Below are 24,962 nucleotides of genomic sequence, written 5' to 3'. Positions count from 1 at the left end.
GCATCCACTCTACCCTTTCCTTCCTTTCCAGTTTACGGCTATGCTTACCACGGTTCGCTCCATCGCTACCCTTTCCGAGTCTGACCTGATTGCCGAGTGCCGCCAGGGCAACCCCCGCGCCCAGAAGGTGCTGTACGACCGCCTCTCGGGCCAGATGCTCGGGGTGTGCCAGCGCTACCTGCGCCACCTCGAAGATGCCGAAGAAGCCATGCTGGTCGGCTTCGTGAAGGTGTTCAAGGCCATTGGCCAGTACCGGGAGGAAGGCAGCTTCAAAGGCTGGGTGCGCCGCATCATGGTAAACGAGGCCCTGGGCCAGCTGCGCCGCCGCGAGCCCATGCACCTCGACATCGACGAGTGTCCCTCGGGAGTGGCCCCGCTGGCCGCCGCCGTGGAAAGCGACCTGAACGTGGCGGACCTGCTCCGCCTGATTCACAAGCTGCCCACCGGTTACCGCACCGTCTTCAACCTCTACGCCGTGGAGGGCTACAGCCACGCCGAAATTGCCGAGCTGCTGTCTATCTCGGAGGGCACGTCCAAGTCCCAGCTCAGCAAGGCCCGCGCCCTGCTGCAGCGCCAGCTGGCCAGCCCGCACTTCACCACTTCGTCTTTTCACTCCCAGTCGTATGCTGCTTAGCTATCTGAAAATTGCCTGGAAGGTGCTGCTGCGCCGCAAGTTCTTCACCTTCATCAGCCTGTTCGGCATCAGCTTCACGCTGATGGTGCTGCTGGTAGTAGTGGCGTTGTTCGACCATACGGTGGGCGCGCACGCCCCGGAGTCCCGCCTCGACCGGATGCTGTTTGCCAACTTTATGCGCGTCAAGTACAAGGACGGCGGCAACATGAATACCCCGCCCAGCTACCACGTGCTCGACAAGTACGTGCGGACCCTGAAAACTCCGGAGAAAGTGGCGATCTATTCGAACTTTCACGCCACGCCCAGCTACGTGGGCAACAACCGGATTGACCTCGACCTGAAATACACGGATCAGGTGTTCTGGGAGATTCTGAACTTCACGTTCCGCGAAGGCAAGCCTTTCGGTAAAGCCGAAGTGCAGGGCGCCGCCCGGGTTGCCGTCATTAACCAGACCACGGCCCGCAAGTACTTCGGCACCGACAAGGGCGTGGTGGGCCGTACGATTGAGGTAAACCAGACCAACTACCGGGTAACCGGGGTGGTCGACGATGTGCCGGTGATGCGCATCAGCTCCTACGCCGACGTGTGGGTGCCCATCAGCACCAGCTCCGACGATTTGCATAAGGTGCAGCTCGACGGCGATTACGCCGCCATCATCCTGGCCAAGTCGGCCGCCGACATTCCGGCGGTGCAGGCCGAGTTCAACCAGGTAATGAAGCGCATCCCACTTACCGATCCCAAAAACATGGCCTACCTGGCAATGTACGCCGATCAGCTCCTGGCCTCGTTTTCGCGCCAGCTGATGTACACGCCTGACAATCAGGCTGGATCGGACGGGCTGGGCTCCCTCTACGCCATCTTATCCGGCCTGGCCCTGCTGTTTATGCTGCTGCCGGCCCTGAATCTGGTCAACATCAACGTGAGCCGGATTATGGAGCGGTCCTCGGAAATCGGGGTGCGCAAGGCCTTCGGCGCCACCGGCGGCACGCTGGTCGGGCAGTTTCTGGTCGAGAACGTGTTCCTGACCCTGATCGGGGGGCTGCTGGGGTTGCTCATGGCTTACGTCGCCCTGCAGCTTATCAGCGGCGCCGACATTCTGGCCTACGCCCACTTCGAGCTGAGCTGGCGCATTTTCGCCTGGGCCCTGCTCGTGACGCTGTTCTTCGGCATTCTCTCGGGCGTGTATCCGGCCCTGCGCATGTCGCGCCTGCACCCTGCCCAGGCGCTCAAAGGGCGGTAGATGAACAGGAAAGAGGGGACCTGGTGCGGTGCCGACCGGCCCGCTCCGGCTTTTTCTCGCCTACATCAGCACATTATCCACATCAGCTCCTCAACCGATGCTACGTCACCTGTTTACTTTGATCTGGAACCGCAAACGGTCCAATTTCCTGCTTATCACCGAAATCGTGCTGTCGTTTTTCGTGCTGTTCGTGGTGAGCAGTCTGCTGGTAAGCAGCTACTACAACTACCGCCAGCCGATGGGCTTCGATTATACCAACGTATGGGAGTTCGACCTCAACCCTGGGCAGGACACCGCGAGCCGCAAGGAAACCCTGCGCCTGCTCAAGCAGCACCTGCGGGCCACTCCCGGCGTGGTAGCCGTGACGCACGCCACGCACAACTCGCCCTTCTCGTTCAGCAACATGAACACCGACCAGTTTCGCTACAAAGGCCGGATTCCTTCGCAGACGGAGTGGTACGAAGCCGACGATGAGATGGCGCGGGTAATGAAGCTGAATGTGGTAGCCGGCCGCTGGTTTGACCGCCGCGACGAAAACTCCGGGCAGGATCCGGTAATCATCAACCAAAAGCTGGCCGACGAGCTGTTTGTGGACGAGGCACCGGTCGGCAAGTATATCGATGATAAGAGCAGCTCGAAGAAGTGGCTGGTGGTGGGCGTTATCGACGCCTACCGGGCCGGCAGCGACATGGCGGCCAATGAGCCGGCCCTGTTTTACCGCCGCCCCCTGGAAGACACGGCCAAGTCGAAATACGGCTACGACGGCCCGGTGCTGCTGGTGCGCGTGCAGCCCGGCAGCGGGGCCATCCTGGAGCAGCAGCTGGTCAAGGACATCAAACAGGTAAGCAAGGGCTGGGACGCCACCGTGAACAGCCTCGAGGAAAACCGGCGCGACAAGATGAAGATCGTGCTGACCCCGCTGACGGCCCTGGGTCTGGTGGCGCTGTTTCTCATTATCAACGTTGCCCTGGGTTTGTTTGGGGTGCTGTGGTACAACATCAACCAGCGCAAGGCCGAAATCGGGCTGCGTCGGGCTATGGGAGCCACCGGCGCCGGCATCAGCAAGCAGTTTTTGGGGGAGATGCTGGTCGTGACCACGCTGGGCGTGGTGGCGGGCCTGCTGCTGACCGTGCAGTTTCCGCTGCTGGATGCGTTTGGGCTGGGGACCGAGGTGTACGGACTCGCCATGCTGGCTACCACGGTGCTGGTGTACCTGCTCACGGCCGTTTGCGCCCTGCAGCCCAGCCGCCAGGCCGCCGGCATCCAGCCGGCCGTGGCCCTGCGCGAAGAGTAGCCGGCCTTTCGGCGGCCGGCCGCCGAAAGCGGCTGTTTGTAGATTTCTGCCCGGCGCGCCTTTTTCCTTACCTGGGGATTTCCTTTCTTCGTGGTGCTATGATCCTGATTATCGACGACGACCTGGCGGTTCGCACTTCGCTCGGACTGCTGCTCAAGCAGGCCGGCTACCCGTCGAAAGGCGTGGCCACGCCGGAGGATGCCCTGGCCCAGATCCGCACGGCCCCGCCCGCGCTGATGCTAATGGACATGAACTACTCCCTGGATACCTCCGGCAACGACGGCCTGCAGCTGCTAACTCAGGTAAAGCAGCTGGCCCCCCAGGTGCCGGTTATCCTGATTACCGGCTGGGGCTCGATTACGCTAGCCGTGGAAGGCATCAAGGCCGGGGCGGCGGAGTTCGTAACCAAGCCCTGGAACAACGATTCCCTGCTTCAGACCATCCGCACTATTCTAAGCCTGAACGAACGGACGGCGGATACCGGGGAGGTGCTGTCCCGCCGTCAGCTCGACCGCCAGTACAACTTCCGCAACATCGTGGGCGCCGATGCCCAGCTCCTGCACCTGCTGCGGAGCGTGGGCCAGGTCGCGGCCACCGACGCCTCCGTGCTCATCGAGGGCGAAAGCGGAACGGGCAAGGAGCTCATTGCCGAGGCCATTCACCAGAACAGTCACCGCCGCGACCGGCCTTTCGTGAAAGTAAACCTGGGCGGCATCTCGGCCTCGCTGTTTGAGAGTGAGATGTTCGGCCACCGCCGCGGGGCCTTCACCGACGCCAAGGCCGACCGCGTGGGCCGCTTCGAGCTCGCCAACAAGGGCACCATCTTCCTCGACGAAATCGGGGAGCTGGACCTGAGCAGCCAGGTGAAGCTGCTGCGCGTGCTGCAGGACCGCACCTACGAAGTGCTGGGCGACAGCAAGGCGCGCAGCCTCGACATCCGGGTGATCTGCGCGACCAACCGCAACCTGGCCGAGCTGGTGCAGGAAGGGCGGTTTCGCGAAGACCTGTTTTACCGCATCAACCTGATTACCGTGCGCCTGCCCGCCCTGCGCGAGCGGGCCGACGACATTCCGCTGCTGGTAAACCACTTCGTCGATGGCCTGCGCGCCACCTACAACCGCCCTTCGCTGAAAGTAGGCACCCGGGCCCTGCACTGGCTGCGCGACCAGTCCCTGCCGGGCAACATCCGGGAACTGAAAAACCTGGTGGAGCGGGCCGTGCTGGTCAGCGGCAAGGATGAGCTCGGCCCCGAAGACTTTCAGGCCCAGTTTCAGAAAGCGCCCGTCCGGGCCGCCGGTTCCGGGGAGCTGCCGCCCGTAGGCACAATGACGCTGGAGGAGATGGAAGCCACCATGATCCGCAAGACCCTGGACTTCTACGCCGGCAACGTGAGCCGCGTGGCTAAGGCCCTGGGTTTGAGCCGGGGCGCCCTCTACCGCCGCCTCGAGAAGTTCAATATTCCCTTTGACGTGGAGAAGTGAGGAGCTAGAAGCTGCTGCGCAGGAGCTAGGAGTCAGGAGGACTGGTTTTAGGCATTAGCTGAACTGCCGGAGAAGGGTGGTCATTACCAGCAAATCGCACTTTGGGCTTGCTGGCACTGAGGAGTGGATCGAATTAACAGGCTGGACTACAGACCGCCACTCATTACCTTCCACCTTCTAAATCCTGGTTCCGCAGATCCTGACTTTTGTTATCCACTCCTGACTTCTAGCTCCTGCCTAGCAGCTCCTAGCTCCTCCAAATGAGTCTTCGCGCCAAGTTTCTGCTCTTCGTTACCATTATCCACGGGGTCCTCATCGGGCTGGCGGCCCAGCTGCGGCTCACCAATCCTACGCTGTTTGTGGTCAGTGAGGTATTTCTGCTGATTTCAATTTTTCTCACGGTTCAGCTTTACCAGGGGTTTGTGCGTCCCTTCCACCTGATTGCCGCCGGCACCGAGGCCATCCGGACCAAGGACTTCTCGATGAAGTTTGTGCCGGTGGGGCAGCGGGAGATGGATCAGCTGATCGACGTGTACAACCACATGATTGATGCGCTGCGGCAGGAGCGCGTGACGCAGCACGAGAAAAGCTACCTGCTGGAGCGCCTGATTCAGGCTTCCCCGGCGGGCATTCTGCTGCTGAACTTTGATGGCGCTATCGAAGCCGTAAACCCCGCCGCGGAACGCTGCCTGCACCTATCCGCGGCCGAGCTGCTGGGGCAGCACCCCGGCGAGCTGCCCGGCGACTGGGGCCCGGCCCTGCAAAGCCTGCGGGCCGGCGACCCCCAGGTAATTCGCCTGAGCGGGATTCAGACGTACCGGGCGCACTGCTCGCACTTCGTGGACCGGGGCTTTACCCGCAACTTTATCGTGCTCGAGGAGCTGACCCAGGACCTGATCCGACAGGAAAAGCTGGCTTACGAGAAGCTGATCCGGATGATGTCGCACGAAATCAACAACTCCATTGGCGCCATCAACTCCATCCTGCAGTCGTTTTCCTACTACACCACCCAGCTCGACCCCGCCGACCAGCCCGACTTCACCGAGGCGCTGGAAGTGTCCATCAACCGCAACACCCACCTGGCGAACTTTATTGCCAACTTCGCCAACCTGGTGCGTCTGCCCGCGCCCCGACTGGCGCCCCACAACGTGCACGACCTACTGCGCGCCATTCACCGCCTGATGCTGGTGCAGACCGAGCGGCGGCACATCAGCTGGCACTGGCACCTGGCCGACGAGCCTCTATGGGTGGAGCTGGACAGTCAGCAGATCGAGCAGGCGCTGCTCAACATCGTAAAGAACGCCATCGAAGCCATTGGGGAAGACGGCAACCTGAGCGTGCACACCAGCCTAGACCCGCCTATGCTGCGTATTGAAAACGACGGGCCCGGCATTCCGTCCGACGTGCAGCGCCGCCTGTTCACTCCGTTCTTCACCACCAAGCGCGACGGGCAGGGCATCGGCCTCACCATGATTCGCGACATTCTGCTCCAGCACGGCTTTCCGTTCAGTCTGGAAACCACGCCCGGCGGCACGACTGCCTTTACCGTCTGGCTTACGCCCACTACTGCCGGTCAGGCCGCCGTGCGTCAGTCGGCGGCAGAAGTCAGCTAAGCTGCGTCGCCGGTGTGGCGGAATAGCTGTGCACGACCGGTCGAGTTCGGTAGAACGACGCTATCAGCCAAGAGCTACTAGCTATCAGCTTTCTTATAATGCACGTCGGGCAGGCTGCGCAGTTTTTCGGCGGCCCATTCCGGTGTGATGTCGCGCTGGGAGTTGCCGAGCATCTCGTAGCCCACCATGAACTTGCGGACCGAGGCCGAGCGCAGCAGGGGCGGGTAGAAGTGCATGTGCAGGTGCCACTCGGGGTGCTCCTGTCCGTCGGTGGGGCGCTGGTGCAGGCCGGCCGAGTAGGGAAAGGAAATCTGAAACAGGTTATCGTACCGAATCGTGAGCTGGCGTATGATGTCGGCCAGACCGGTACGCTCCTCATCGGTGAGCTGCTCGATGGAGGTGACGTGGCGGCGGGCAATGACCAGGGTTTCGAACGGCCAGGTAGCCCAGAACGGGACCACGACCACAAAATGCTCGTTCTGCACCACCAGCCGCTTCTGCTCTTGCAGTTCCAGATCGAGGTAGTCGGCAAGCAGGCTGCGGCCGTGTTGGGCCAGGTACGCCGCCTGCTGCGTGGTTTCCTTAGCCGGCTCCACTGGCACCGTGCGCTGGGCCCAGATCTGCCCGTGGGGGTGAGGATTCGAGCAGCCCATCATCGTGCCCTTGTTCTCGAAAATCTGCACGTAGTTGATTTCCGGGTCGGCCCCCAGCGTCTGAAACTCATCTACCCACAGGTCCACCACCGCGCGGATGCCGGCCACGTCCATTTCGGGCAGCGTCAGGTCGTGGCGGGGTGAAAAGCAGATGACGCGGCAGCGGCCCGTCTCACGTTCGGCCCGTAGCAACCCGCCCAGATCCAGGCCCCCGTCGGGCGCCTCGGGCTGCAGGGCGGCAAAGTCGTTTTCGAAGACGAAGGTGTTCTGGTAGTCCGGGTTCGTGAGGCCGTTGGCGCGGGTGTTGCCGGGGCAGAGGTAGCAGCCTGGGTCGTGCGCCGGCCGTACTTCGGGCTCGGGCTTTTCCTGCTGCCCCTGCCAGGGCCGGAGCGCCCGGTGCGGCGACACCAGAATCCAGTCCCCGGTCAACGGGTTCAAGCGACGGTGGGGATGCTGGGCAGGATCGAAAGAAGACATGTTTTGGGTTTTGGTTTTTAGTTGTCCGTTGTTAGTTGTCCGTTATTCGGTGTTTGATGGCGGGTGTTAGCGAGTGCTGGATTAGCGTAGGTGAGTGCTGACGCCTAAGACCAGTAATAGCCTGCGAGCAAGACTCCCTGCAATCATCAGTAACTGACAACTAACAACGGGCAACTAACAACTATACAACTGCTACGCCTTCCACGATTGTGACGTGGTAGGTTTCGAGGGCGCGGCCAAACTGCTGCTGGTAGGCGGCGCGCGTGTTGCGCACAAACGTGGTTACCTGGTCGGGGGCTACCAGGTTGATGGTGCAGCCCCCAAAGCCGCCGCCCATCATCCGGGAGCCGTATACGCCGGCCGCCGGGCGGGCGGCTTCCACCAGAAAGTCCAGCTCCCGGCAGCTTACCTCATAGTCGTCGCGCAGGCCAGCGTGGGAGCCATACATTTCCTGGCCGAAGGCCGTCAGGTCGTGGGCCAGCAGGTGGCGGCAGGCCGCCTCTACCCGGGCGTTTTCCTCCACTACGTAGCGGCAGCGCCGGTACACCACGTCGCCCAGCTCCGCGCGGTGGGCTTCAAGCTGTTCCCGGGTGGCGTCGCGCAGGCTTTCGATGCCGGGGTAATGCTGCTTCAGCAGCGCCACGCCCTGCTCACACTCGCGGCGGCGGGTGTTGTATTCCGAGTCGGCCAGGGCGTGCTTAACGCCGGAGTTGCACAGCACAATGTCGCAGGCGGTGGTATCAAACGGGAAGTACTCGTACTCCATGCTGCGGCAGTCGAGGCGTACGACCTGTCCGGCCCGGCCGTGCAGGGAGGCAAACTGGTCCATGATGCCACACTGCACCCCGGCAAACTCGTGCTCGGCCAATTGACCGGCCCGGGCCAGCTGCATGCGGTTAAGCTGCCCGTCCAGCAACTGGTTCAGGGCTACGGCCAGCCCGCTTTCCAGCGCCGCCGACGATGACAGACCCGAGCCGATGGGAATGGTGCCGCCGAATACGCAGTCGAACCCGGGCACGTCCAGCCCGAGCTTCTGCAGCTGCGCCGTCACCCCGATCAGGTAGTTGGCCCACTGCCGGTCCTGGCGCCGGGGCGCTTCCACCGGGAAAGAATAGGTTTCATTCAGGTCCTGCGACACCAGGCGGGCTTCGGGCCGGCCGTTCAGGCCCACGGCAAAGAAGATTTCCTTGTTGATGGCGGCCGGCAGCACAAAGCCATTGTTGTAGTCGGTATGCTCGCCGATGAGGTTGATCCGGCCGGGTGCCCGCACCAGCAGGGGGGCGTAGCCAAAGTGGCGCTGGAAAGTGGTTTCAACGTCGTGCGGAGCCATGCGAGAAAGCGAAGGTGGAAGTCAGGAGTACGGAACCCGGCGCCGGCGGTTCGGCTGACTGCGCTTATTCCGGCTCGTTGGCTCCCGCACGGCTGTCCGGGTAACCGGTAAAAACAAGCGGCCCCGGAGTCCGGCAGCAGGGGCTGTCGGGCTTCGGGGCAGTGGGAAATCAGGATAAGGAAAACGGCGGGAGCTACTGAGTTGCCCGGTTGCCGGTTGAGCGGGGCGCGGCGTGGCACAGGCGGTCGGCATCAAGCAGGGTGGGCACCACGGGCAGCTTAGCCGCCGCGGGCACCCGGCGCACATCGGCCTGGGCCGTGTCGTCGAGGTGGCAGAGCACCATCTTCATATGGCGGCGGCGCAGCTTCTGGTTGTACTTGAGCAGCAGCTCCACCGTGGAGGCGGACAAGTGGTGGAGGTGGGAGCAGTCAACCCACACATTGCGCTTGCCGCTGTTGGACGCCTTTTTCAGGGCCTTGGCCAGCGGACTGGTTTCCTCGGCCTGCTGGTCATCAGCCAAAATCAGCAGGTAGCTTTCGGGCAGGATTTCGCGGTATACCTCAATCATGGCGGGAAGTGGTTAGGGTGGGAGTTTAACGACGAGCCGGGAGTGGTCCGGTATACGCATTTGCCGGCAATACGGTGACGACTCCGGTCATGCCGGTGGACTCAAAGCTTTCCTGAACTTTCGGCTGCAGGCCGCAGACTACCAGGGTGGTGCCCGCCGCTTCCAGCCGGGGAATGTGCTTGAGCAGCACCTGCAGGCCCTTGTAGTCGATCTGGGCGAGGTGCTGACAATGCACCCAGGCCGTCGGCACCCCGTACGAAGCGGCTTCGGTCAGGGCCTCCCCGAGCTGGGCCGCGTCCTGGTCGCCGGCACACTTGCCATGCAGGCTGATAACGCACTGGTTTGATTGGGATGACTTGAAGATATCCATAGCGTAACGGTAGGGCGGAATTCAACTGTGATAGGCTGGTCCGGAACGCCGCCAACAGGGCCGTGGACAAAATTACCCCGTCGACGGCCGGGGCAACAGGTGGGAAATACGGTTTTATAGCCGAATAAAATTGTACGTACTACTTAGCCGCCAGCGGAACCGGAGAGCTGCCAACACGCTGAGCCGCACCGTTAACCTTAAGGTCCGGAAGCCTGAAAAAATGCCCCGCCGCGGTTCAGGTTGCTCCTGGGCGGGGCGCTCCAACGCAGGCAGCCCTGCTCGGGGCAGTCCATACCAGAGTGGCACCGACTGCCCCGAACAGGGCTGCTGGCAGGGCTGAGCCAGCTTACTCCGCGGGCGCCAGGTCCTGGTTGGCGGGACCGTTGAGCAGCTTGCCCAGCGCATCGAAGCGGGAACCGTGGCAGGGGCAGTCCCAGCTGCTTTCCAGGCCGTTCCAGTGCACCACGCAGCCCAGGTGGGGGCAGATGGCCGAGCACTCGTGGGTCTGCCCTTTCGGGTCGCGGTACACGGCCACTTTCGTCAGGCCCCGGCGCAGCACAGCTCCGCTGCCGGGCTTGATGTCCTTTTCGTCCGATACGTCGCCACCCGTTACAAGGTCCGTGTATTCAAAGGCCACGTTCAGGTTTTCGCGGGCAAACTCCTTGATGGACTCCGGCTTGAGCGTCACGCGGCCCGGGTCGTACAGATCAGCCCAGGGGTTGGAGCGGCCCTGAATCAGGTCGGTAATGATGACCGCGCCCAGCGTGGTATGCGTCATGCCGTGGCCTGAGTCGCCGGTGATGATGTACACGTTCTCCGAGTCCAGCGGGTTGTGGCCGGCGTAGCCCAGGCTGTCGGTCGGCTCCAGCACCTGCCCCGACCAGCGGTACTCGACCTGCTGAATCATGGGAAAGTGCTTGCGCGTCCACTCCTCAAGGCAGCGCAGGCTTTCTTCGGGGTTGCCCTGCCCGGTCTTGTGGTCTTCGCCACCCACGATGAGCAGGTCGTAGGCGGGTGTGCCGCCCCGGGGGCCTTCGGTTACTTCCTGCAGGCGGATGTAGTGGTAGGGGTCGGGGGTATCCCAGTACAGGGCCTTGGTTACGGAGCCCTTCGGAATCCGGGCCCCGATGACGTAGGTGCGGTATGGCGCCTGCTTGGTGTGCATCACGACCCGGTCGTTGACGGGCGTGTTCGTTGCCATGACGACCGCCTTGGCGCGCACGGTGTGCCCATCGGCCGTCGTGACGCTGGCTTCGGAGCCGCCCTGCACCTCGGATACGTGCGTGTGGGTGTAGATCTGACCCTTCAGCCGGGTGATGGCGGCAGCCAGGCCGTTCAGGTACTTGAGAATATGAAACTGGCCCTGGTTTGGAAACACCAGGCACTCGCCGGTCTGAAAGCCTTTGGTGGGCGACTCGGCCAGGCGGTGCACGGCGGTAAGGCCGGCCCGGTGCGCGGCTTCCAGCTCCTGGTCCAGTTCCTTGGGCTTGCCGTCCTTGGGCAGGAACAGGTAGCCATCGAGGCGGGTAAAGTCGCAGTCAATCTGTTCGTCGCGCACGATCTGCTCGATCCGGTCGATGGCATGGCCGTGGCTTTCGGCCGCCAGCCGGGCCCCGTTCTTGCCAAACAGGTGCTCAAGCCGGTAGTACCGGTCGTCGAGGGCATTCGAGAGGTGGGCGGTCGTGCGGCCCGACTCCCCACTGGCCAGCTCCCCGCTTTCGAGGACGACCACCTGGCGGCCTTCGCGCAGCAGCAGGTAGGCGGTGGTAAGACCGGCAATACCGGCTCCCACAACCACCACGTCGGCGTTCAGGTTTTTGGTGAGGGCCGGAAATTCGGGGCGGGTGGGCACGGTGCCCAGCCAGGAGGTTTGGGTGCGGGCAGAGGTTTGTTTCATAGCGGTGCAGGTTGGGAAAAGGGTACAGTCGGGTTGTACGCCCAAGCGCGACAGTGGTTTGCTGAAGGCAGAGCTTCGCATTAAGAGCAGGGAACTTAGACTCAGGCTTCCGACGCATTACCGGAAGTCTACGCTCCTGGTTCTAACATCTGCGTTCTAAGCTCTCAGCTTTACCGGTGCAGGGGGGGCTGGGTGGTCAGCTCGTAGCGCTGCCCGGCGGCCAGCAGGTGCAGGGTCAGGCCCCGGATGGAGAAGGGAGTCTGGGGCCTGATTTCGTGAATGTCGGTGGAGGTGCAGTTGTGCCCTTCCAGAATGGTAACCTGCCCGCTGCCAATAACCTCCAGCTCCCGACCTTCATGGATTACGACGGCGGTGTCTTCTTCCAGGCCCAGCCCCACGCAAGCGGGGTTGGTGGCAATAACCTGGGTCATGCGGATGATGCGCCCCCGGGCAATGAAATGCGTGTCGATGGCCACGTTCATCATAAACTCCAGCCCCGTGGTAATGGCAATTTCGCCCTTGCGGAAGCCGGCGTTGTCGCGGCCCTCGTACACCATGGGCGTCGACATGGCCGTGGCCCCGGCGCTGGTGCCGGCAATGACGATGGGGTCGTAGGTGTAGCGCTCCTTGAGGCGCTCGAGCATAGTGGTGCCGCCCAGCAGGGCGGTCAGGCGCAGCTGGTCGCCCCCGGTAAACCAGAAGCCGGCGCCTTCTTCCACCATTTCCATTACCTCGGGTTTGCTGGCATCGGCCCGCTCGCGCACGTCGAGCACTTTCAGGCGCTTGATGCCCAGGCGCTCGAATGCGTCAAGATAGTCCTGGGTCGACTCCTCGGGCACGGAAGAAGCAATGGGTAGGATCACAACCAGCGGGTTTTCGCCCTTGAGCTCGTCGCAAAAGCGCTGCAGGATGGCGTCGGGAGTGAAGTTGCGGTTCTGATCCTGGTTGGAGCCCTTCTCGGCTTCATCGCCTTTGTTTTCGTGCCCGCCCACGGCAATCAGCTTGCCTTTTGGAATGGGGCAGGTGTCGCGGTGATGCGTAGACGGGTCTTTTTTGTGCTTGGCCATATCAAGGTAATGCAGGTGAGCAGGGTGGTGGAAAGGAATAGAAGAAGCTTTCGTCGGTTTGGCAGTTGAGGTTGCCGGGGCCGCGGCTTCTCATACGCTTCCCACCGCGCGGGCGGCCCGATATGGCCACACGGCTACCTGCTAACTGCAAGAGAATTAAGGTGCCGGGTCAGAAGCCCCTACGGGGCGGGTAAGACGGGCCCGGGTCGGCTGAAACCGAAAATCCGTATTAGCCGGGACGAAAATCCGTATCAATCCCCGGGCAGCCCTATCGGCCTTTGCGTTTAGCCGGGTGAGTCAGCTACCTGTCCCATCAGGTTTCAGGTAGCCGGCTGGCTTGTCTTCTACAACCTGCTTCCTTTCTGCGCTATGAAAACTGCCGCTGCCTTCTGAATTCGGAGCAGCATTGAGCTTGCATTAACTGCGTCCCGACTCCGCTTTCGACAGGAGGGAAGCCCCTAAAAGGAAAGGCTGGTAGAATCTACCAGCCTTTCTTCTTTTCTACCAATCGGGTGGAACGGCTATTTGATGATTCCCTCATTCATGGCGTACTTGATAAGGGCGGCAGTGTTTTTGGCCTGGGTTTTCTCGATGATGTTCTGGCGGTGGGTTTCGATGGTGCGCTTGCTGGTAAAGAGCTTGTCGGCAATTTCAGCGTTGGTCAGCCCCTCAGCAATCAGCCGCAAAACTTCCAGCTCCCGATTGGAAAGCTCTGCGCCCCGGGGGCCCGTACCCATGACGGTAGTGACGTTGGTCTGACTGGCTTTATCCAGAAATGCCAACGCCAGCTCGCTGCACAGGAACGTCTGTCCTTCGGCTACCATCCGCAGCGCGTGGGCAATTTCACGGATACGGGCATTTTTAAGCAGGTAGCCCCGGGCTCCCATCGCGAACAGCTGGCTCACGTACTTCTCGTGCTCGAGCATGGAGAGTACCACCACCTTCACCTGCGGAAACTGCTCGCGCAGCAGGGGCATGGTGTGGAAGCCGTCGAGTACCGGCATGTTCAGATCCATCAGCACCACGTCGGCGGGCGTGGTGGGCAGCAGCTCGAGCAGCTCCTGCCCGTGGCTGGCTTCGCCGACGACTTCCAGATCGGGTTCGGCGGATAGCAGGGAGCGGAGGCCCCCCCGAATAATGGAATGGTCATCGGCAAGAATGATTCGGATCATACGGGTAAAGATGAGGTGTGCAGGGAAGATGGGTAGCGGGCGTGTCAGTAACCGGTTCGGCCCCCGGTAAAGTACTAGCCTGCCGGCAGGAAGCGCCGGTTGTCACCGTAAGTATCAGGTAAACAAATTATGCGGAAAAAAGCTTGCCGCATTTAGGGTCCGGCTTCCAGATCAGCTGGCCGGTCAGGGAATACGAAAGGTAGCGCCGATAGAACCGCGAAAGTGCAGGCTGCCCCAAATGAAGTACCGTTAAGTAGTATACGGGGCCGTAGTGCGAACTTCTACGGATAACGCTTACGTAAAACACGGTATTTTAATGGCTTGGGTGCTACTAGACAGGCTCGGTCTAGTCCTGCGGCAGTGGAGTGCGTTCAGATTAGCTCTCTGCTTGCCATGACGAACCCGCCCCCGCGTTCTGTCCGGGTGCGGCCGTAGCCTCGATGGGTAGCCGGGCTTGCGCCTCTGCTACCAACTCGCAGCTATGGTAGACCGGGGCTTGTGGCTTACAGGGTATTGAGCTGTCCGTTTCCAGCTGGACACCGTATTAATTCGGAGAAAAGCGCCGGTTGGTGGTAAATACGGGTTTTATCGGCGGTTGATGGACCTTCCGGCCCAACGCGCTACTTTTCGTGCTGCGTATGCTGTCTGGCGCGGCTGACAGTTCGTTTCGCTTACTGTTCGGGCCGTGTATCTTGTCCGGGTGCTGTCCGCCCCACACCCGGGCAGCTTCCCCGAATCCGCCGGCTCACCTTTCCACCCATCTGCTATGATTCGACTTGTTTTAACCGACGACCACGCCATTATCCGCGACGGGATTCGCTCCCTGCTGCGCGATGAGCCGGAAATCGAGGTAGTAGGGGAGGCCGCCAACGGTCAGGAGCTGTTAAGCCTGCTGCCCGAAACGGCCTGCGACGTAGTGGTGCTCGATCTGAACATGCCGGGTATGGACGGCTTTGCAACGCTGGGCCGCCTGCAGGAAGAGTACCCCGCTATCAAGATCCTGGTGTTGTCGATGCTCGACCACGAGCAGTACGTGGCCCAGGCCATGAACGCCGGCGCCCTGGGGTACACGCTCAAGAACACGGGCCGGGCTGAGCTGATTCACGCCATCAACACCGTGGCGGCGGGCCAGCCCTTTCTGTGCACCGCCATCGGGCTCAACATGCTGCGCAAGCTGCAGAACTCCGAAGGCTCGGCTGCCGATACCCGCACCCCCGGCAGCCTGTCGAAGCGGGAGCTGGAAGTTTTGCGGCTGATTGCCGAGGGGCTGACCAACGCTGAGATTGCCGATAAGCTCTTTACCAGCAAGCGCACCATCGAAACCCACCGCCAGAACATCATCGAGAAAACCCAGGCCAAAAACACCGCCGCCCTTATCAAGTACGCCGTGAGCAGCGGGCTGCTGGTCGAGTAGGAGCCCTATGCTCTATTCAGGTGCAAAAGCCGTCCGACCCGGGGTCCGACGGCTTTTTGGTGTTGATGATTAGTCCACCGGCTCGGCTGACGTGTCAATCAGGAAGCGGCGGCCCTGCTGGGTTACCTGGGCCCGGCCGTTCTCGAAATCAGTTGCCAGCTCATAGCGGGTAAAAGGCTTGGTGCCTTCCGCCGGGTCGGTCAGGTAGTCTTTGGTAATGAAGGTGTAACCGTCGGCGAGCTTTACCCGCGCCAACCCTTCCCGGAACGAGTAAGCTTCCCGAAAGATGACCGGGGGCTTGGAAGGCTCCTCTTCCTCGGGGCCGCGGATGTAGTGCCAGCCCCGGTGGTCGAGCACGGCGGCGTAGCCCTCCGAAAAGTCGAGGGCGTTGTAGAAGTAGGTTGTAAACTCCTGGCCTTCCTCATCAACAAACGTGTAGGCATCGCCTACCCGCGCGCGCGCGTAGCCGCCAACGAACGGGTTCAGCGCATCGTACAGCAGCGGCACTACTTCCTTGCCGGTTGGGTCAATCATGCCATACGCCCCGTTTTCGGCCACCACGGCCCGCCGGTCCTGAAACGGACCGGCAAAGGAAAACCGGGCAGGTATAACCGGCTCCCCGTCTGCGGCAAAACCCCACTTCCCGTTTTCCTGGTAGGGGGCCGGTGGGTCTGCCGAGAGCCGGCTGATGCCCCACAGTGCCAGTAGCAGCAGCGTTGCCCCGCCCAGCACGGCACCCATTCGCGGGAGCCGCTGCCGCCAGCGCCGCAGCAGCCGAAAGCCAGGCGCGGGCAACGTGGAGCCCACTGCGCGTCCCGGGGCTTGGGCCGAGCCGGGCGAAGAGGCCGGACCCGGGTGCTGGTGCAGCTGCTCAATCAGCCTGCTCAGTTGCTGAATTTTGGCATCGAGCTCTTGGTTACGGGTTTCGGACTCGGCCCGGGAGGCCCGAATGGCTTCCTCGAGCACTGCCTTTTCACGGCTCTCCGCCGCCAGCCGATCCTGCAGTTCCCGGGCCTCGGTAGTAACCGGCGGCGCCTGGGCCAGCTGGGCCCGGAGCTGCTCCATGTTGCGCTCCCGCTCGGCTTCCCGGGCTTCCAGGGCCTGGAGCTGGCGGCGCAGCTCGGCCTGCGACTCTTCCTGAATTTGTTCCAGTCGCTGCTTTTCGGCGCTGCTGGCGGCTACCTGCGCGGCGGGGTAGCCCCCATAGGGCGGGTCTTCCGGGATGTCATCAGCCCCGAGCCAGCTCCACAGCCGCCGCCACGGGCTGCCGGCTGAAGCCGGTTCCGGGGCGGCGGGCGCCGCTTCGGGCGTTACCGGGTCGTCCGACAAGTCCCGGGCCCACTGCGTGAGGTCATCGTCGGTCAGGTCAATATCCGGCCGGGCCAGCTGCCTAAGGCGGCGGGGGAGCTGCGCTGCATCGGCCAGCAGCTGAAAGCTGGTGCCCGGCTGGCTGCTGAGCTGCTCCTCGATCTCCGGGCCAAAGGTGACCGGGCGGCCGAAAACCACGAGCCCGGAGATGAACTGCAGATTTACCTGCTCCGGGGGCAGCTGGGGCGCCAGCCAGGCGACCAGAGCCTCTTTCTGAAAGCGGAATTGCTCGAAGGGGTTATCCGCTTGGGCGATGCTGCCCCGAAGCGGCTCGGCGTCCAGCTTCCACGCCCCGTGGGTGAGGGACGGCATCGTCAGCAGGCCGCCAGCTGGTACCAGCAGCAGAATCGTGATGCCGTTGGGGCGCACCACCACGGCATCCAGGGCTTCGCCGCCATCCTCCACTGCGAAGTTTCCCAACAGCAGCGTAACCGGCCCATCCGCATCTGCCCGGAGCGAGGCCCGAACCTGCTCGTACTGCTGCTGCTTGTCGGGCTGGGGAAAAGGCGCAAACAGGAAATCGTGCAACATGGAAAATAAGGAAACCCCGCCGGCAGGTTGGCTGCGGAGTAGTGTGCCCACTACGGCGGCGGTGGGCAAGTGTTGGCTGGCCGCAGGCCATCGGCGGCGTAAAAAGCTTATAACCTGCTGCCATCCCCGCCGCGGCGCTGGCCCGGGCAGAAAGGAAAACGGCCAATTGCTCAAGCAGAATGGCTGTTGTCAGGAGCAACACGGACTAGTCGTCTCCTTTGCGGCCTTTCTTCCATTTGGCCTTCCACTTCTTGCCCCGCCCGCGGGCGTGCTCTCCACCGCGCTTTTGCTCGTACTTGTCATCATTCTCATCCCGGTCATCGCCGCCCCGGCCTAGGAGCTCATCCAGGAGGGAGCGCACCTGATTTTCCGCCGGTGCCGTTCGGGCGGGCCTATGCTTCGACTTGGCCGGAGAACTCAGGGCCAGGCCATGCGCGGTTGCAACGACGCTGACAAGGTTGCCCTTCAGGTCGCACCCCTGGCCTTCGCGCAGCTCCGTGCGCTTGCCGTCCGGACCCACCACGAACCCGTCCTTGGTTACCAGCACGCCCGTGGGCAGGTGAGCGTCGCGCAGCATGGGCCGGGGCTGGCCGTTACGCAGAATCTGCATCTGTCCGTTGCGGCGCTGGAAGCCGTCGTTGTTGAGCTGCTGGGCCCGGGCCGGACCCGCCAGGAGCACTGCAACCAGCACCGTGCTGAGCAGGAAGAAAAGTTTTGGCATAGGAATCAGACCGGGACAGTGGAGCCGGAGTAGCTTTTTTATCCGTTCCTGGAACTGGGCTTCATACGGGGAGGCGGGTCCCGATGGATGCGGTTTTTTCACCTGCCCGGTGTTCGTGTTGGTGCGCTTCTGCGTCTATCCGGAAATCAAAAACCCCGCTCACCAGGTGAAAACGGGGTTTTAAGGGAAGTGGTAGCCGCGACGGGAATCGAACCCATATCAAGCGTTTAGGAAACGCCTATTCTATCCGTTGAACTACGCAGCCAGTCCGGCAAAGGTAGCGTGATTCGGGCGGGAGCCCAAACCTGCCGGCTTGCTCCGTCCGTATAGCTTGCCGGCATTCTGCTTACCTGCCGCACTACTTTCCTCTATGGGTCTTCTGGATGATATGCGCGCGGCCCGGCGGGCTGCCGGCCGCCGCCAGCCCGCCGGCATCGGCGCCGGGCCCGATGGCCTGCAGCCGGCTTTGCTTTTCATTCCGGACATCAGTGGCTTCACCCGCTTTATTCAGGACTCGGGCAGCCCCCAGGCGCCGTTCCTGATTGCCGACCTGCTGGAGATTCTGATTGAGTCGAACGTGCTGGGCATGGAGGTTAGCGAGATTCAGGGCGACGCCATCCTGTTTTACCGGCTGGGGCCGCCCCCGCCCCTGGCCGAGCTCGTCAGCCAGTGCCGGCGCATCTTCCTCGACTTTCAGAACTACCTGCGCCTGCTGCAGCGCGATACCGACTCGGCGCTGAGCACGGCGTTGCTGGCCCACGACCTCACCATCAAGATTATCGTGCACTACGGGCAGATCAGCGTGGCCCAGATCCGGCAGTTTACCAAGCTGATGGGCCGGGAGGTGATTGTGGTGCACCGCCTGCTGAAAAACAACATCACCGGCAGCGAGTACGTGCTGCTGTCGGATGACTACCTGCAAACCCAGACCGGCGCCGACCTGAGCCGGGCCTTCTCCTGGACCCGCCTGCTGCGGGGCAAGTGCCAGTACGACCACCTCGGCGACGTGTGCTACCGCTACGCCCACCTCACGCCCCTGCGCCTGCTGCTGGCCGACCGCGACGCGCTGGGGGAGCCCGGCTCCACGGGCGGCAATGCCCTGGTGGTGCGCCGGGCGGTGCAGGTGCCCGTAGCCTACGCCCTGCGGGTACTTGCCAACTTTCGCCTGCGCCCCCGCTGGATGGTGGGCGTCAGCAAGGTGCAGTACGACCTGACCAAAGCCGACCGCCTGGGCACCAGCTACAAAGTGGACCTCAACCGGGGCCAGATTGACTTTCAGACCGTGCAGCGCTTCGAGGACGAGGAGCGGACCGAGTACGTGGAGAAGATTTCGCACTTCCGCCTGTTTCCCAACTCCCTGCTGTTCTTCTTTATTGAGCCCGTCAGCACCCGCGCCTGCCTGATTACGCTGGAGTTTCGCTACGGCCACATTGCCAGCCGCCGCCCGCTGATTCGGTTTGGGCAGCTGCGCCGCCTGCACCGCTTCCTGGGCATCTCGCTCCGCCAGCTAGCCGCGCTGTGCGAACAGCTTTCAATTAAAAATTAGTAATTAAGAATTTTTGCTTAGGCTGCCTCACAGGCATTTTCCGGTGAGCACGTCTGGTCTAGCGCCTTGCTGAACAAAACCCGCCCATGGAGCTTCAGCAGAAACAATTCCTAATTATAAAAGGTCGTCAGACTTTGTACAGCAGCACGATGCCAAAGGAAATAGCGGTCAGGATGATGCCGAGCATAAAGATGGTGTAGCTGATGCGTAGCAGGCGGTACTTGCGCGACAGCACTTCCCCGAGGTAGTAGATGTCGGTAATCATGTTGGTGTAAAGCAGGTCCTTGTTGCGCATCAGCTCGTGCATGCCCAGCTGAAAGTTGTCGAGGCTGATCTTGGTAAAGTTGCCGAAGAACAGCAGGTTTACGCGCCGGTTGGTGGCAATCTGGGGGCTGCGGCTCAGCCACTTAAAGCTGGTCACGTCGGGCTGGGCCGACAGGATGGCCGAAACCACTGAGCCCAGGGCCGTGGCGACCAGCACGCCCATCGGCACGGCCAGGATGGGGTTGCGGGTAAAGGCCGGCCCGATGGCCGAGGTTTTGGCGCCCAGGTAGGTAATCAGGATCGACAGGATGACGGCGTTCAGGCTGATCATCATGTTGGCCTTGTTGTCGGCCATCTGCGACAGGGTGATGTGGTTGCTGTAGGTGGTGCGAAACACCGTTTCGACGCCCCGCTTGCCTTCGGCAAAGTTCTCAACCTGCTCTTCCTCCCGCTTCTCGGCCTTCTTTTCGGCCTTTTTCAGCGCCTTGCGCTGGGCTTTGATGTTGTCTTTCAGCTGGTCCTTGTACCGGTCCTTGGCGACGTCGGTGTAAAACTTCGTTGACAGCAGAAAATTCAGCTGATTCTCGGCCCATTCAGGGGTCGTGTACGTCCGGCCCAGCACGGTTTCCCACTCGGCCCGCAGCAGTTCCCCGTTCGAGAAAAACTCTTCCCGGCCCACGGTGCTCAGGTCGGCATCCACCAGCAGCTGCTGCAACTCGGTTTTGCGCTCTTCGTTGCGGTGAGTAGCCCGGATGGTGTCCAGAACCACCTGCAGGCGGTCGGCGGGGTACTGCTGCTGGGTTAGCCACTGCTGCGCTATTTCCATGCTGCGGTACTCGTGCCCGTCGTATTTGTCGAGGTAGCCGGAGTCGTGAAACCAGGCGGCCAGTATCAGCGCCTCCAGGTCTTCATCCGACAGCTCGGCCGCCTTGCCCAGCGCCTGGGCTTCTTTCACCGTAGTGCTGGTGTGCTTGATGGTATGGTACACCAGCTGACCGGGCAGCTTCTCCTCGAAAAGCTGGGTGACGTAGGCTTTGGCCTGCTTGACTAGTTCAGACTTCGGCTTCTTCTCTTTGATGGGTTCGGATTGTTCCATGAGCAGGAATAAGAAAGCGGAGCCGGGCCAGGGCTGACGCCGGACCTCCTCCTTACTTCCTAGAACGCGAATCGGGGGCCGGGGTTTTTGGCGCGCAAGCCCAACCGTGCCTGAATGCTTTGCGTACGGCAGCCATTGCGGTTCAACGCCGGCCCGTAAAGGCCGTATGCTACTACCAGCGGGTTTAAGGCTCAGTTTGCCGGACATCCTGTCCGGGCCCGCCCGTCAACTCCCGCTTACCTATCGTTTACTCCTTCTGTATGAGAAGATTTTTCCTGCTGTTCTGTCTGCTGGCCGGGTCGACGGGCTTGGTGCTGCCCAGCGCCGTGGCCCAGAAAACCCAAACGGCTCACCCTACGCGGCCCAATTACCGTCACGGCGGCGAAAACTGGGAAACCAAGACGCCGCCCGACAGCTCCCACCTGCGCTACACCGTGTTTCTGATCGGGGACGTGGGCAAGCCCGTAACCCAGGATTTGGGTGGGGAACCGTCGCTTAACTTCATGCGCCGCCAGATTGTGGCGGCCGGGGCGAAAAGCACCACCATCTACCTCGGCGACAATATCTACAACTACGGCATGCCCGAGGAGGGCGCCTACGACCGCAAGATATCGGAGGAGCGTATCGTGGCCCAGCTGAACGTGCTGCGCGACTACGCCGGGGAGAAGTACATGATTCCCGGCAACCACGACTGGAAGCAGGGCCTCAGCGGCTCGGTGGAGCAGGTCAACCGCCAGCAGCGCTTCGTGGAAGACTTCCTGACCAAGGACTCGGCTGCCTTTGCCTACACCGGCGACTTTTTTATTCCCCGCGACGCCTGCCCCGGCCCTTTTGAGGTACGCCTGCAGGACGACCTGGTGTTGATTGCCATCAACTCCCAGTGGTTTCTGCAAACCAACGAGCGGCCCTACGGCGCCAACAGTGGCTGCGGCGTAGCCAACGAAACCGACTTCTTCACCCAGCTCGAAGACGTCATTCAGCGCAACAAGGACAAGAACATCATGGTGGTGGCGCACCACCCGCTTTTCTCCGATGGCATTCACGGCGGCTACTTCACCCTGGCCGACCACCTGTTTCCGCTGTCGATTGTCTTTAAGTATGCGTTCCTGCCCTTGCCCATCATCGGCTCGGTGTATCCGCTGGCCCGCAAGTACGGCGGCATCAGCCAGGACATTCCCCACCCGCTTTATCAGGGCTATAAGAAGGGGCTGATGGAGATTTTCGAGAAGTATCCCAACGTGGTGTACGCCGCCGGGCACGAGCACAACCTGCAGTACTTCAAGGTGGGCAACCTGCACCACATCGTGAGCGGCTCGGGCTGCAAAACCCAGCACGTGCGGCCGGGCAGCAGCGGTGACGCCATCTTCTCAGACAAGGAAAAAGGCTTTAGCCGGGTCAACTACTACGACAACGGCGAGGTCTGGACCGAGTTCTGGATTCCCAATGACAAGGGCGAAACCGGCCGCCTCGTGTACCGCGGGCCGATGTACGCCAAGCAGACCGTGCAGGTGGCCGCGCTGGTAGAAACCCAGCAGGTGAAGCGCCCGAACTTCCGCGACAGCACCGTGACGGTGGCCATCAACCCGCGCTACGAGCAGCGGGGTAAGTTTCACCGCTTCCTGTTCGGCGACCATTACCGGGCCGAGTGGGCCACGCCGGTGCAGCTGCCGGTGCTCGACATGGCCACCGAGAAAGGTGGCCTGACGCCCTATAAGATTGGCGGCGGCAAGCAAACCGCTTCGCTGAAAGTCCGCAACGAGGAAGGCCGCAACTACACCCTGCGCGGCCTCAACAAGGACCCTGCCGCCGTGCTGCCCGAAGCCCTGCGCGAAGGAGCGGCCAAGGACATCCTGCAGGACCAGATTTCGGCCCAGCACCCGTTCTCGGCCTTCCCGATTGCGCCCCTGGCGACGGCCGCGGGCATCCTGCACACCAACCCCCGGCCCATCTACATTCCCAAGGACCCGCTGCTGGGTCAGTACTTCGAGCGGTTCTCGGATACGCCAGCCATGATTGAGGAGGATGCCAAAGACGACCAAAGCAACGTGGCGTCGCTGGGCAACGCCAAAAACCTGGTCGGAACCGACAGGGTAATGGAGCGCCTGCGCGAGGACAACGACAACCGCGTCAAGGAAAAGGCGTTTGCCCGCACCCGCCTGTTTGATATGTGGATCGGCGACTGGGACCGGCACGAGGACCAGTGGCGCTGGGCCGAGCAGAAGGACAAGGAGGGGGACCGCACCTTTACGGCCGTGCCGGAAGACCGCGACGTGGCTTTCTTTAAGGGCGACGGTCTGCTGCCGTACCTGGCCAGCCGCAAGTGGGCCATCCGCAACTTCCAGAACTTCGGCAAGGACTACGCCGACTGGAAAGGCCTCAACCTAACGGCCCTGGCCAACGACCGGGTGTTTCTGGCCTCCGTTACGAAAGAGCAGTGGGTCAGCCAGGCCGAAGACCTGAAGAAGAACCTGACCGACGAGGTAATTGAAAAGTCGTTCCGCGAGCAGCTGCCCAAGCAGATCTTCGACCTACACGGTCCCGAAATCATTGCCAAGCTCAAGAGCCGCCGTGATCTGCTGCCCGAGCTGGCTGCCGACTACTACGAAGTGGTGTCGCGCATCACGGAGGTAAAAGGCAGCGAAAAGCAGGAGAAGTTCGTGGTGGAGCGCCTGCCCGACGACAAGACCCGCGTGACGGTGCAGAAAATCAACAAGGAGGGCAAGTACACCAAGATGCTCTACGACCGCACCTTCGACAACAAAGTGACCAAGGAAGTGCGGCTGTACGGCTTCTCCGGCAACGACGTGTACGAGGTGCGCGGCAACGTGAAAAGCGGCACCCGCGTGCGCATCATCGGCGGCACCGACCGCGACTCCATCACCGACAACTCCCGGGTGGCCGGCTTCCGGCACTACACCCAGGTCTACGATGCCGACACGGGCAACGTCATCCGGACCGGCTCGGAGGCCCGCCTGCGCCTGCAGCCCGGCATCGACGTGAGCCGCTACGACGTGCACACCCGCACCAACCGCAGTGACTATCAGCTCAACTACTTCGGCCCGGCCGTGTACTTCGGCTACAACATCGACGACGGCCTGTTCCTGGGCGGCGGCGTCACGTACCGCACCTACGGCTTCCGCAAGGCGCCGTTTGCGACCCAGCAAACCCTGGTGGCCAACTACGCCCCGGCCCGCGAGGCGTACAACGTGCGCTACACCGGCGCCTTCACCGACGTAATTGGCAAGTATGACGTGAGAGTCGATGCCCAGTTCTACGGCCCGCAGCTGCTGTATAACTTCTTCGGCATCGGCAACAACACCCAGAACTACACCCTGCAGGACGGGGAGCGGGTACGGGCCCGTACCGTGAACAACAGCTACCGGGTGCGGTTCTCGCGGCTGTACGTGTCGCCGGTGCTGGAAAAAGACGTCTTCAGCTTCCTTAAAGTCGGTATTGGTCCGCAGTACGACCAGTTCCGGGTGGAGCGCAACCAACTGGGACAGATTCTGCTCGACAGCCTGGGGCCGTCGGGCGAAAACCAGCGGTTCGGCATCCGCTCTTCCGACTTCCAGCTCAACCGCTACGCCGGGGCCCGGGCCTACTTCAACATCGACGCGGCCAGCTCGCCCAAGAATCCCCGCATCGGCATCCGCTGGTACAACAGCGCCGAGTACAACCGCCAGCTTAACGGCGAAGGACTGGTGTATGGCCGCCTGGCCTCGGAAGTGCGGTTCTACCTGAGCCCCAACTTCCCGTTCCAGCTTACCTGGGCCGGCCGGATCGGGGCCAGCCGCAATCTGGGCGACTACCGCTTCTACCAGGCCAATACCCTGGGTGGTACCACCAACCTGCGGGGCTACCGCCGGACCCGCTTTGCCGGCCGTAGCTCGGTGTATGCCAACGCCGAGGCCCGCATTCAGCTGTTTGACTTCAATGCTTACCTGTTTCCCGGCAAGTTCGGGGTGATGGGCCTGGCCGATGCCGGCCGCGTGTACTCTATCAACGATTCGCGCACCGGCATCAGTGCCTTCCACACCGGCTTTGGCGGCGGTGTATGGGTTGATATTCTCAAGCAGGCCGTGGTTAATGCCACGTACTCGGTAGGCGAGGAGAAGCTTTTCTTTGTCGGCTTCGACTTCCTGTTCTAGCGCGGCAGCTGTTGTGCAACCAGTCTGAAAAAGCCCCTTGCCGTTAGGAAGGGGCTTTTTTCAGCACGTCGCACGCCC

The 24,962-nt window shown here is 62.0% G+C and carries 18 protein-coding genes and 1 tRNA gene; 8 read left to right on the top strand and 11 right to left on the bottom strand.

The annotated features are described in order from the left end of the window. Window positions 1–40: 40 nt before the first annotated feature. The 5 genes from LJY25_RS12730 to LJY25_RS12710 all read left to right on the top strand — a co-directional run bounded on the left by LJY25_RS12730 (window position 41) and on the right by LJY25_RS12710 (window position 6,262). Complete coding sequence (locus LJY25_RS12730; RefSeq protein ID WP_227608728.1) at window positions 41–634, top strand: RNA polymerase sigma factor; 594 nt, start codon at window positions 41–43, stop codon at window positions 632–634. Further along, window positions 624–1,874 (top strand): ABC transporter permease, encoded by a 1,251-nt coding sequence (locus LJY25_RS12725; RefSeq protein ID WP_227608727.1) that lies wholly within the window; start codon window positions 624–626, stop codon window positions 1,872–1,874. Before LJY25_RS12730 ends, LJY25_RS12725 begins: the two co-directional genes overlap by 11 nt. 97 nt (window positions 1,875–1,971) lie before the next feature. Beyond that, window positions 1,972–3,168 (top strand): ABC transporter permease, encoded by a 1,197-nt coding sequence (locus LJY25_RS12720; protein WP_227608726.1) that lies wholly within the window; start codon window positions 1,972–1,974, stop codon window positions 3,166–3,168. 98 nt (window positions 3,169–3,266) lie between these two features. Beyond that, window positions 3,267–4,649 carry a sigma-54-dependent transcriptional regulator gene (locus tag LJY25_RS12715; protein ID WP_227608725.1) on the top strand — a complete coding sequence of 461 codons (1,383 nt, stop codon included), beginning with the start codon at window positions 3,267–3,269 and terminating at the stop codon, window positions 4,647–4,649. A gap of 260 nt (window positions 4,650–4,909) precedes the next feature. Next, a complete protein-coding gene (locus LJY25_RS12710; protein ID WP_227608724.1) occupies window positions 4,910–6,262 on the top strand; it encodes a sensor histidine kinase in 1,353 nt (450 codons plus the stop codon). Window positions 6,263–6,339: 77 nt separating this feature from the next. Here the strand turns inward: LJY25_RS12710 and LJY25_RS12705 are convergent, their stop codons facing one another. The 7 genes from LJY25_RS12705 to LJY25_RS12675 all read right to left on the bottom strand — a co-directional run bounded on the left by LJY25_RS12705 (window position 6,340) and on the right by LJY25_RS12675 (window position 13,796). Continuing rightward, on the bottom strand, window positions 6,340–7,392 hold the full coding sequence (locus LJY25_RS12705) for a UDP-glucose--hexose-1-phosphate uridylyltransferase (RefSeq protein ID WP_227608723.1): 1,053 nt from the start codon (window positions 7,390–7,392) through the stop codon (window positions 6,340–6,342). A 181-nt stretch (window positions 7,393–7,573) separates the two neighbouring features. Continuing rightward, the gene (gene galK / locus LJY25_RS12700; RefSeq protein WP_227608722.1) at window positions 7,574–8,722 is read right to left on the bottom strand and encodes a galactokinase; all 1,149 of its coding nucleotides are present in this window, start codon (window positions 8,720–8,722) and stop codon (window positions 7,574–7,576) included. Window positions 8,723–8,915: 193 nt separating this feature from the next. Beyond that, window positions 8,916–9,290 (bottom strand): STAS domain-containing protein, encoded by a 375-nt coding sequence (locus LJY25_RS12695; protein ID WP_227608721.1) that lies wholly within the window; start codon window positions 9,288–9,290, stop codon window positions 8,916–8,918. A gap of 25 nt (window positions 9,291–9,315) precedes the next feature. Further along, window positions 9,316–9,660, bottom strand: a complete 345-nt coding sequence (locus LJY25_RS12690) for an STAS domain-containing protein (RefSeq protein WP_227608720.1) — start codon at window positions 9,658–9,660, stop codon at window positions 9,316–9,318. A gap of 346 nt (window positions 9,661–10,006) precedes the next feature. Next, complete coding sequence (locus LJY25_RS12685; protein ID WP_227608719.1) at window positions 10,007–11,557, bottom strand: FAD-dependent oxidoreductase; 1,551 nt, start codon at window positions 11,555–11,557, stop codon at window positions 10,007–10,009. 170 nt (window positions 11,558–11,727) lie between these two features. Then, window positions 11,728–12,624: a cyanophycinase gene (locus LJY25_RS12680; protein WP_227608718.1), complete on the bottom strand. Its 897-nt coding sequence runs from the start codon at window positions 12,622–12,624 to the stop codon at window positions 11,728–11,730. A 521-nt stretch (window positions 12,625–13,145) separates the two neighbouring features. After that, on the bottom strand, window positions 13,146–13,796 hold the full coding sequence (locus LJY25_RS12675; RefSeq protein ID WP_227608717.1) for a response regulator: 651 nt from the start codon (window positions 13,794–13,796) through the stop codon (window positions 13,146–13,148). A gap of 766 nt (window positions 13,797–14,562) precedes the next feature. Between LJY25_RS12675 and LJY25_RS12670 the strand changes: the two genes are divergently transcribed. Further along, window positions 14,563–15,210 carry a response regulator gene (locus LJY25_RS12670; RefSeq protein WP_227608716.1) on the top strand — a complete coding sequence of 216 codons (648 nt, stop codon included), beginning with the start codon at window positions 14,563–14,565 and terminating at the stop codon, window positions 15,208–15,210. Window positions 15,211–15,279: 69 nt separating this feature from the next. Here the strand turns inward: LJY25_RS12670 and LJY25_RS12665 are convergent, their stop codons facing one another. The 3 genes from LJY25_RS12665 to LJY25_RS12655 form a co-directional block, all read right to left on the bottom strand. Continuing rightward, a complete protein-coding gene (locus LJY25_RS12665; protein ID WP_227608715.1) occupies window positions 15,280–17,109 on the bottom strand; it encodes a WG repeat-containing protein in 1,830 nt (609 codons plus the stop codon). 205 nt (window positions 17,110–17,314) lie between these two features. After that, window positions 17,315–17,830 (bottom strand): DUF6799 domain-containing protein, encoded by a 516-nt coding sequence (locus LJY25_RS12660; RefSeq protein ID WP_227608714.1) that lies wholly within the window; start codon window positions 17,828–17,830, stop codon window positions 17,315–17,317. A 190-nt stretch (window positions 17,831–18,020) separates the two neighbouring features. Continuing rightward, window positions 18,021–18,095: transfer RNA gene (locus tag LJY25_RS12655), tRNA-Arg, on the bottom strand. 105 nt (window positions 18,096–18,200) lie between these two features. Between LJY25_RS12655 and LJY25_RS12650 the strand changes: the two genes are divergently transcribed. Beyond that, complete coding sequence (locus LJY25_RS12650; protein WP_227608713.1) at window positions 18,201–19,376, top strand: DUF2652 domain-containing protein; 1,176 nt, start codon at window positions 18,201–18,203, stop codon at window positions 19,374–19,376. Between the two features lie 127 nt (window positions 19,377–19,503). Here the strand turns inward: LJY25_RS12650 and LJY25_RS12645 are convergent, their stop codons facing one another. Beyond that, window positions 19,504–20,736 (bottom strand): Pycsar system effector family protein, encoded by a 1,233-nt coding sequence (locus tag LJY25_RS12645; RefSeq protein WP_227608712.1) that lies wholly within the window; start codon window positions 20,734–20,736, stop codon window positions 19,504–19,506. A gap of 260 nt (window positions 20,737–20,996) precedes the next feature. On the opposite strand from LJY25_RS12645, the gene LJY25_RS12640 reads away from it, so the two are divergent. Continuing rightward, on the top strand, window positions 20,997–24,884 hold the full coding sequence (locus tag LJY25_RS12640; protein ID WP_227608711.1) for a metallophosphoesterase: 3,888 nt from the start codon (window positions 20,997–20,999) through the stop codon (window positions 24,882–24,884). Window positions 24,885–24,962 lie beyond the last annotated feature (78 nt).

The sequence above is a fragment of the Hymenobacter translucens genome, from assembly GCF_020685205.1.
GTDB lineage: Bacteria > Bacteroidota > Bacteroidia > Cytophagales > Hymenobacteraceae > Hymenobacter > Hymenobacter translucens.
Note: the sequence above shows the minus strand (reverse complement) of the source record. Positions and strands in the feature narration are given on the sequence as shown.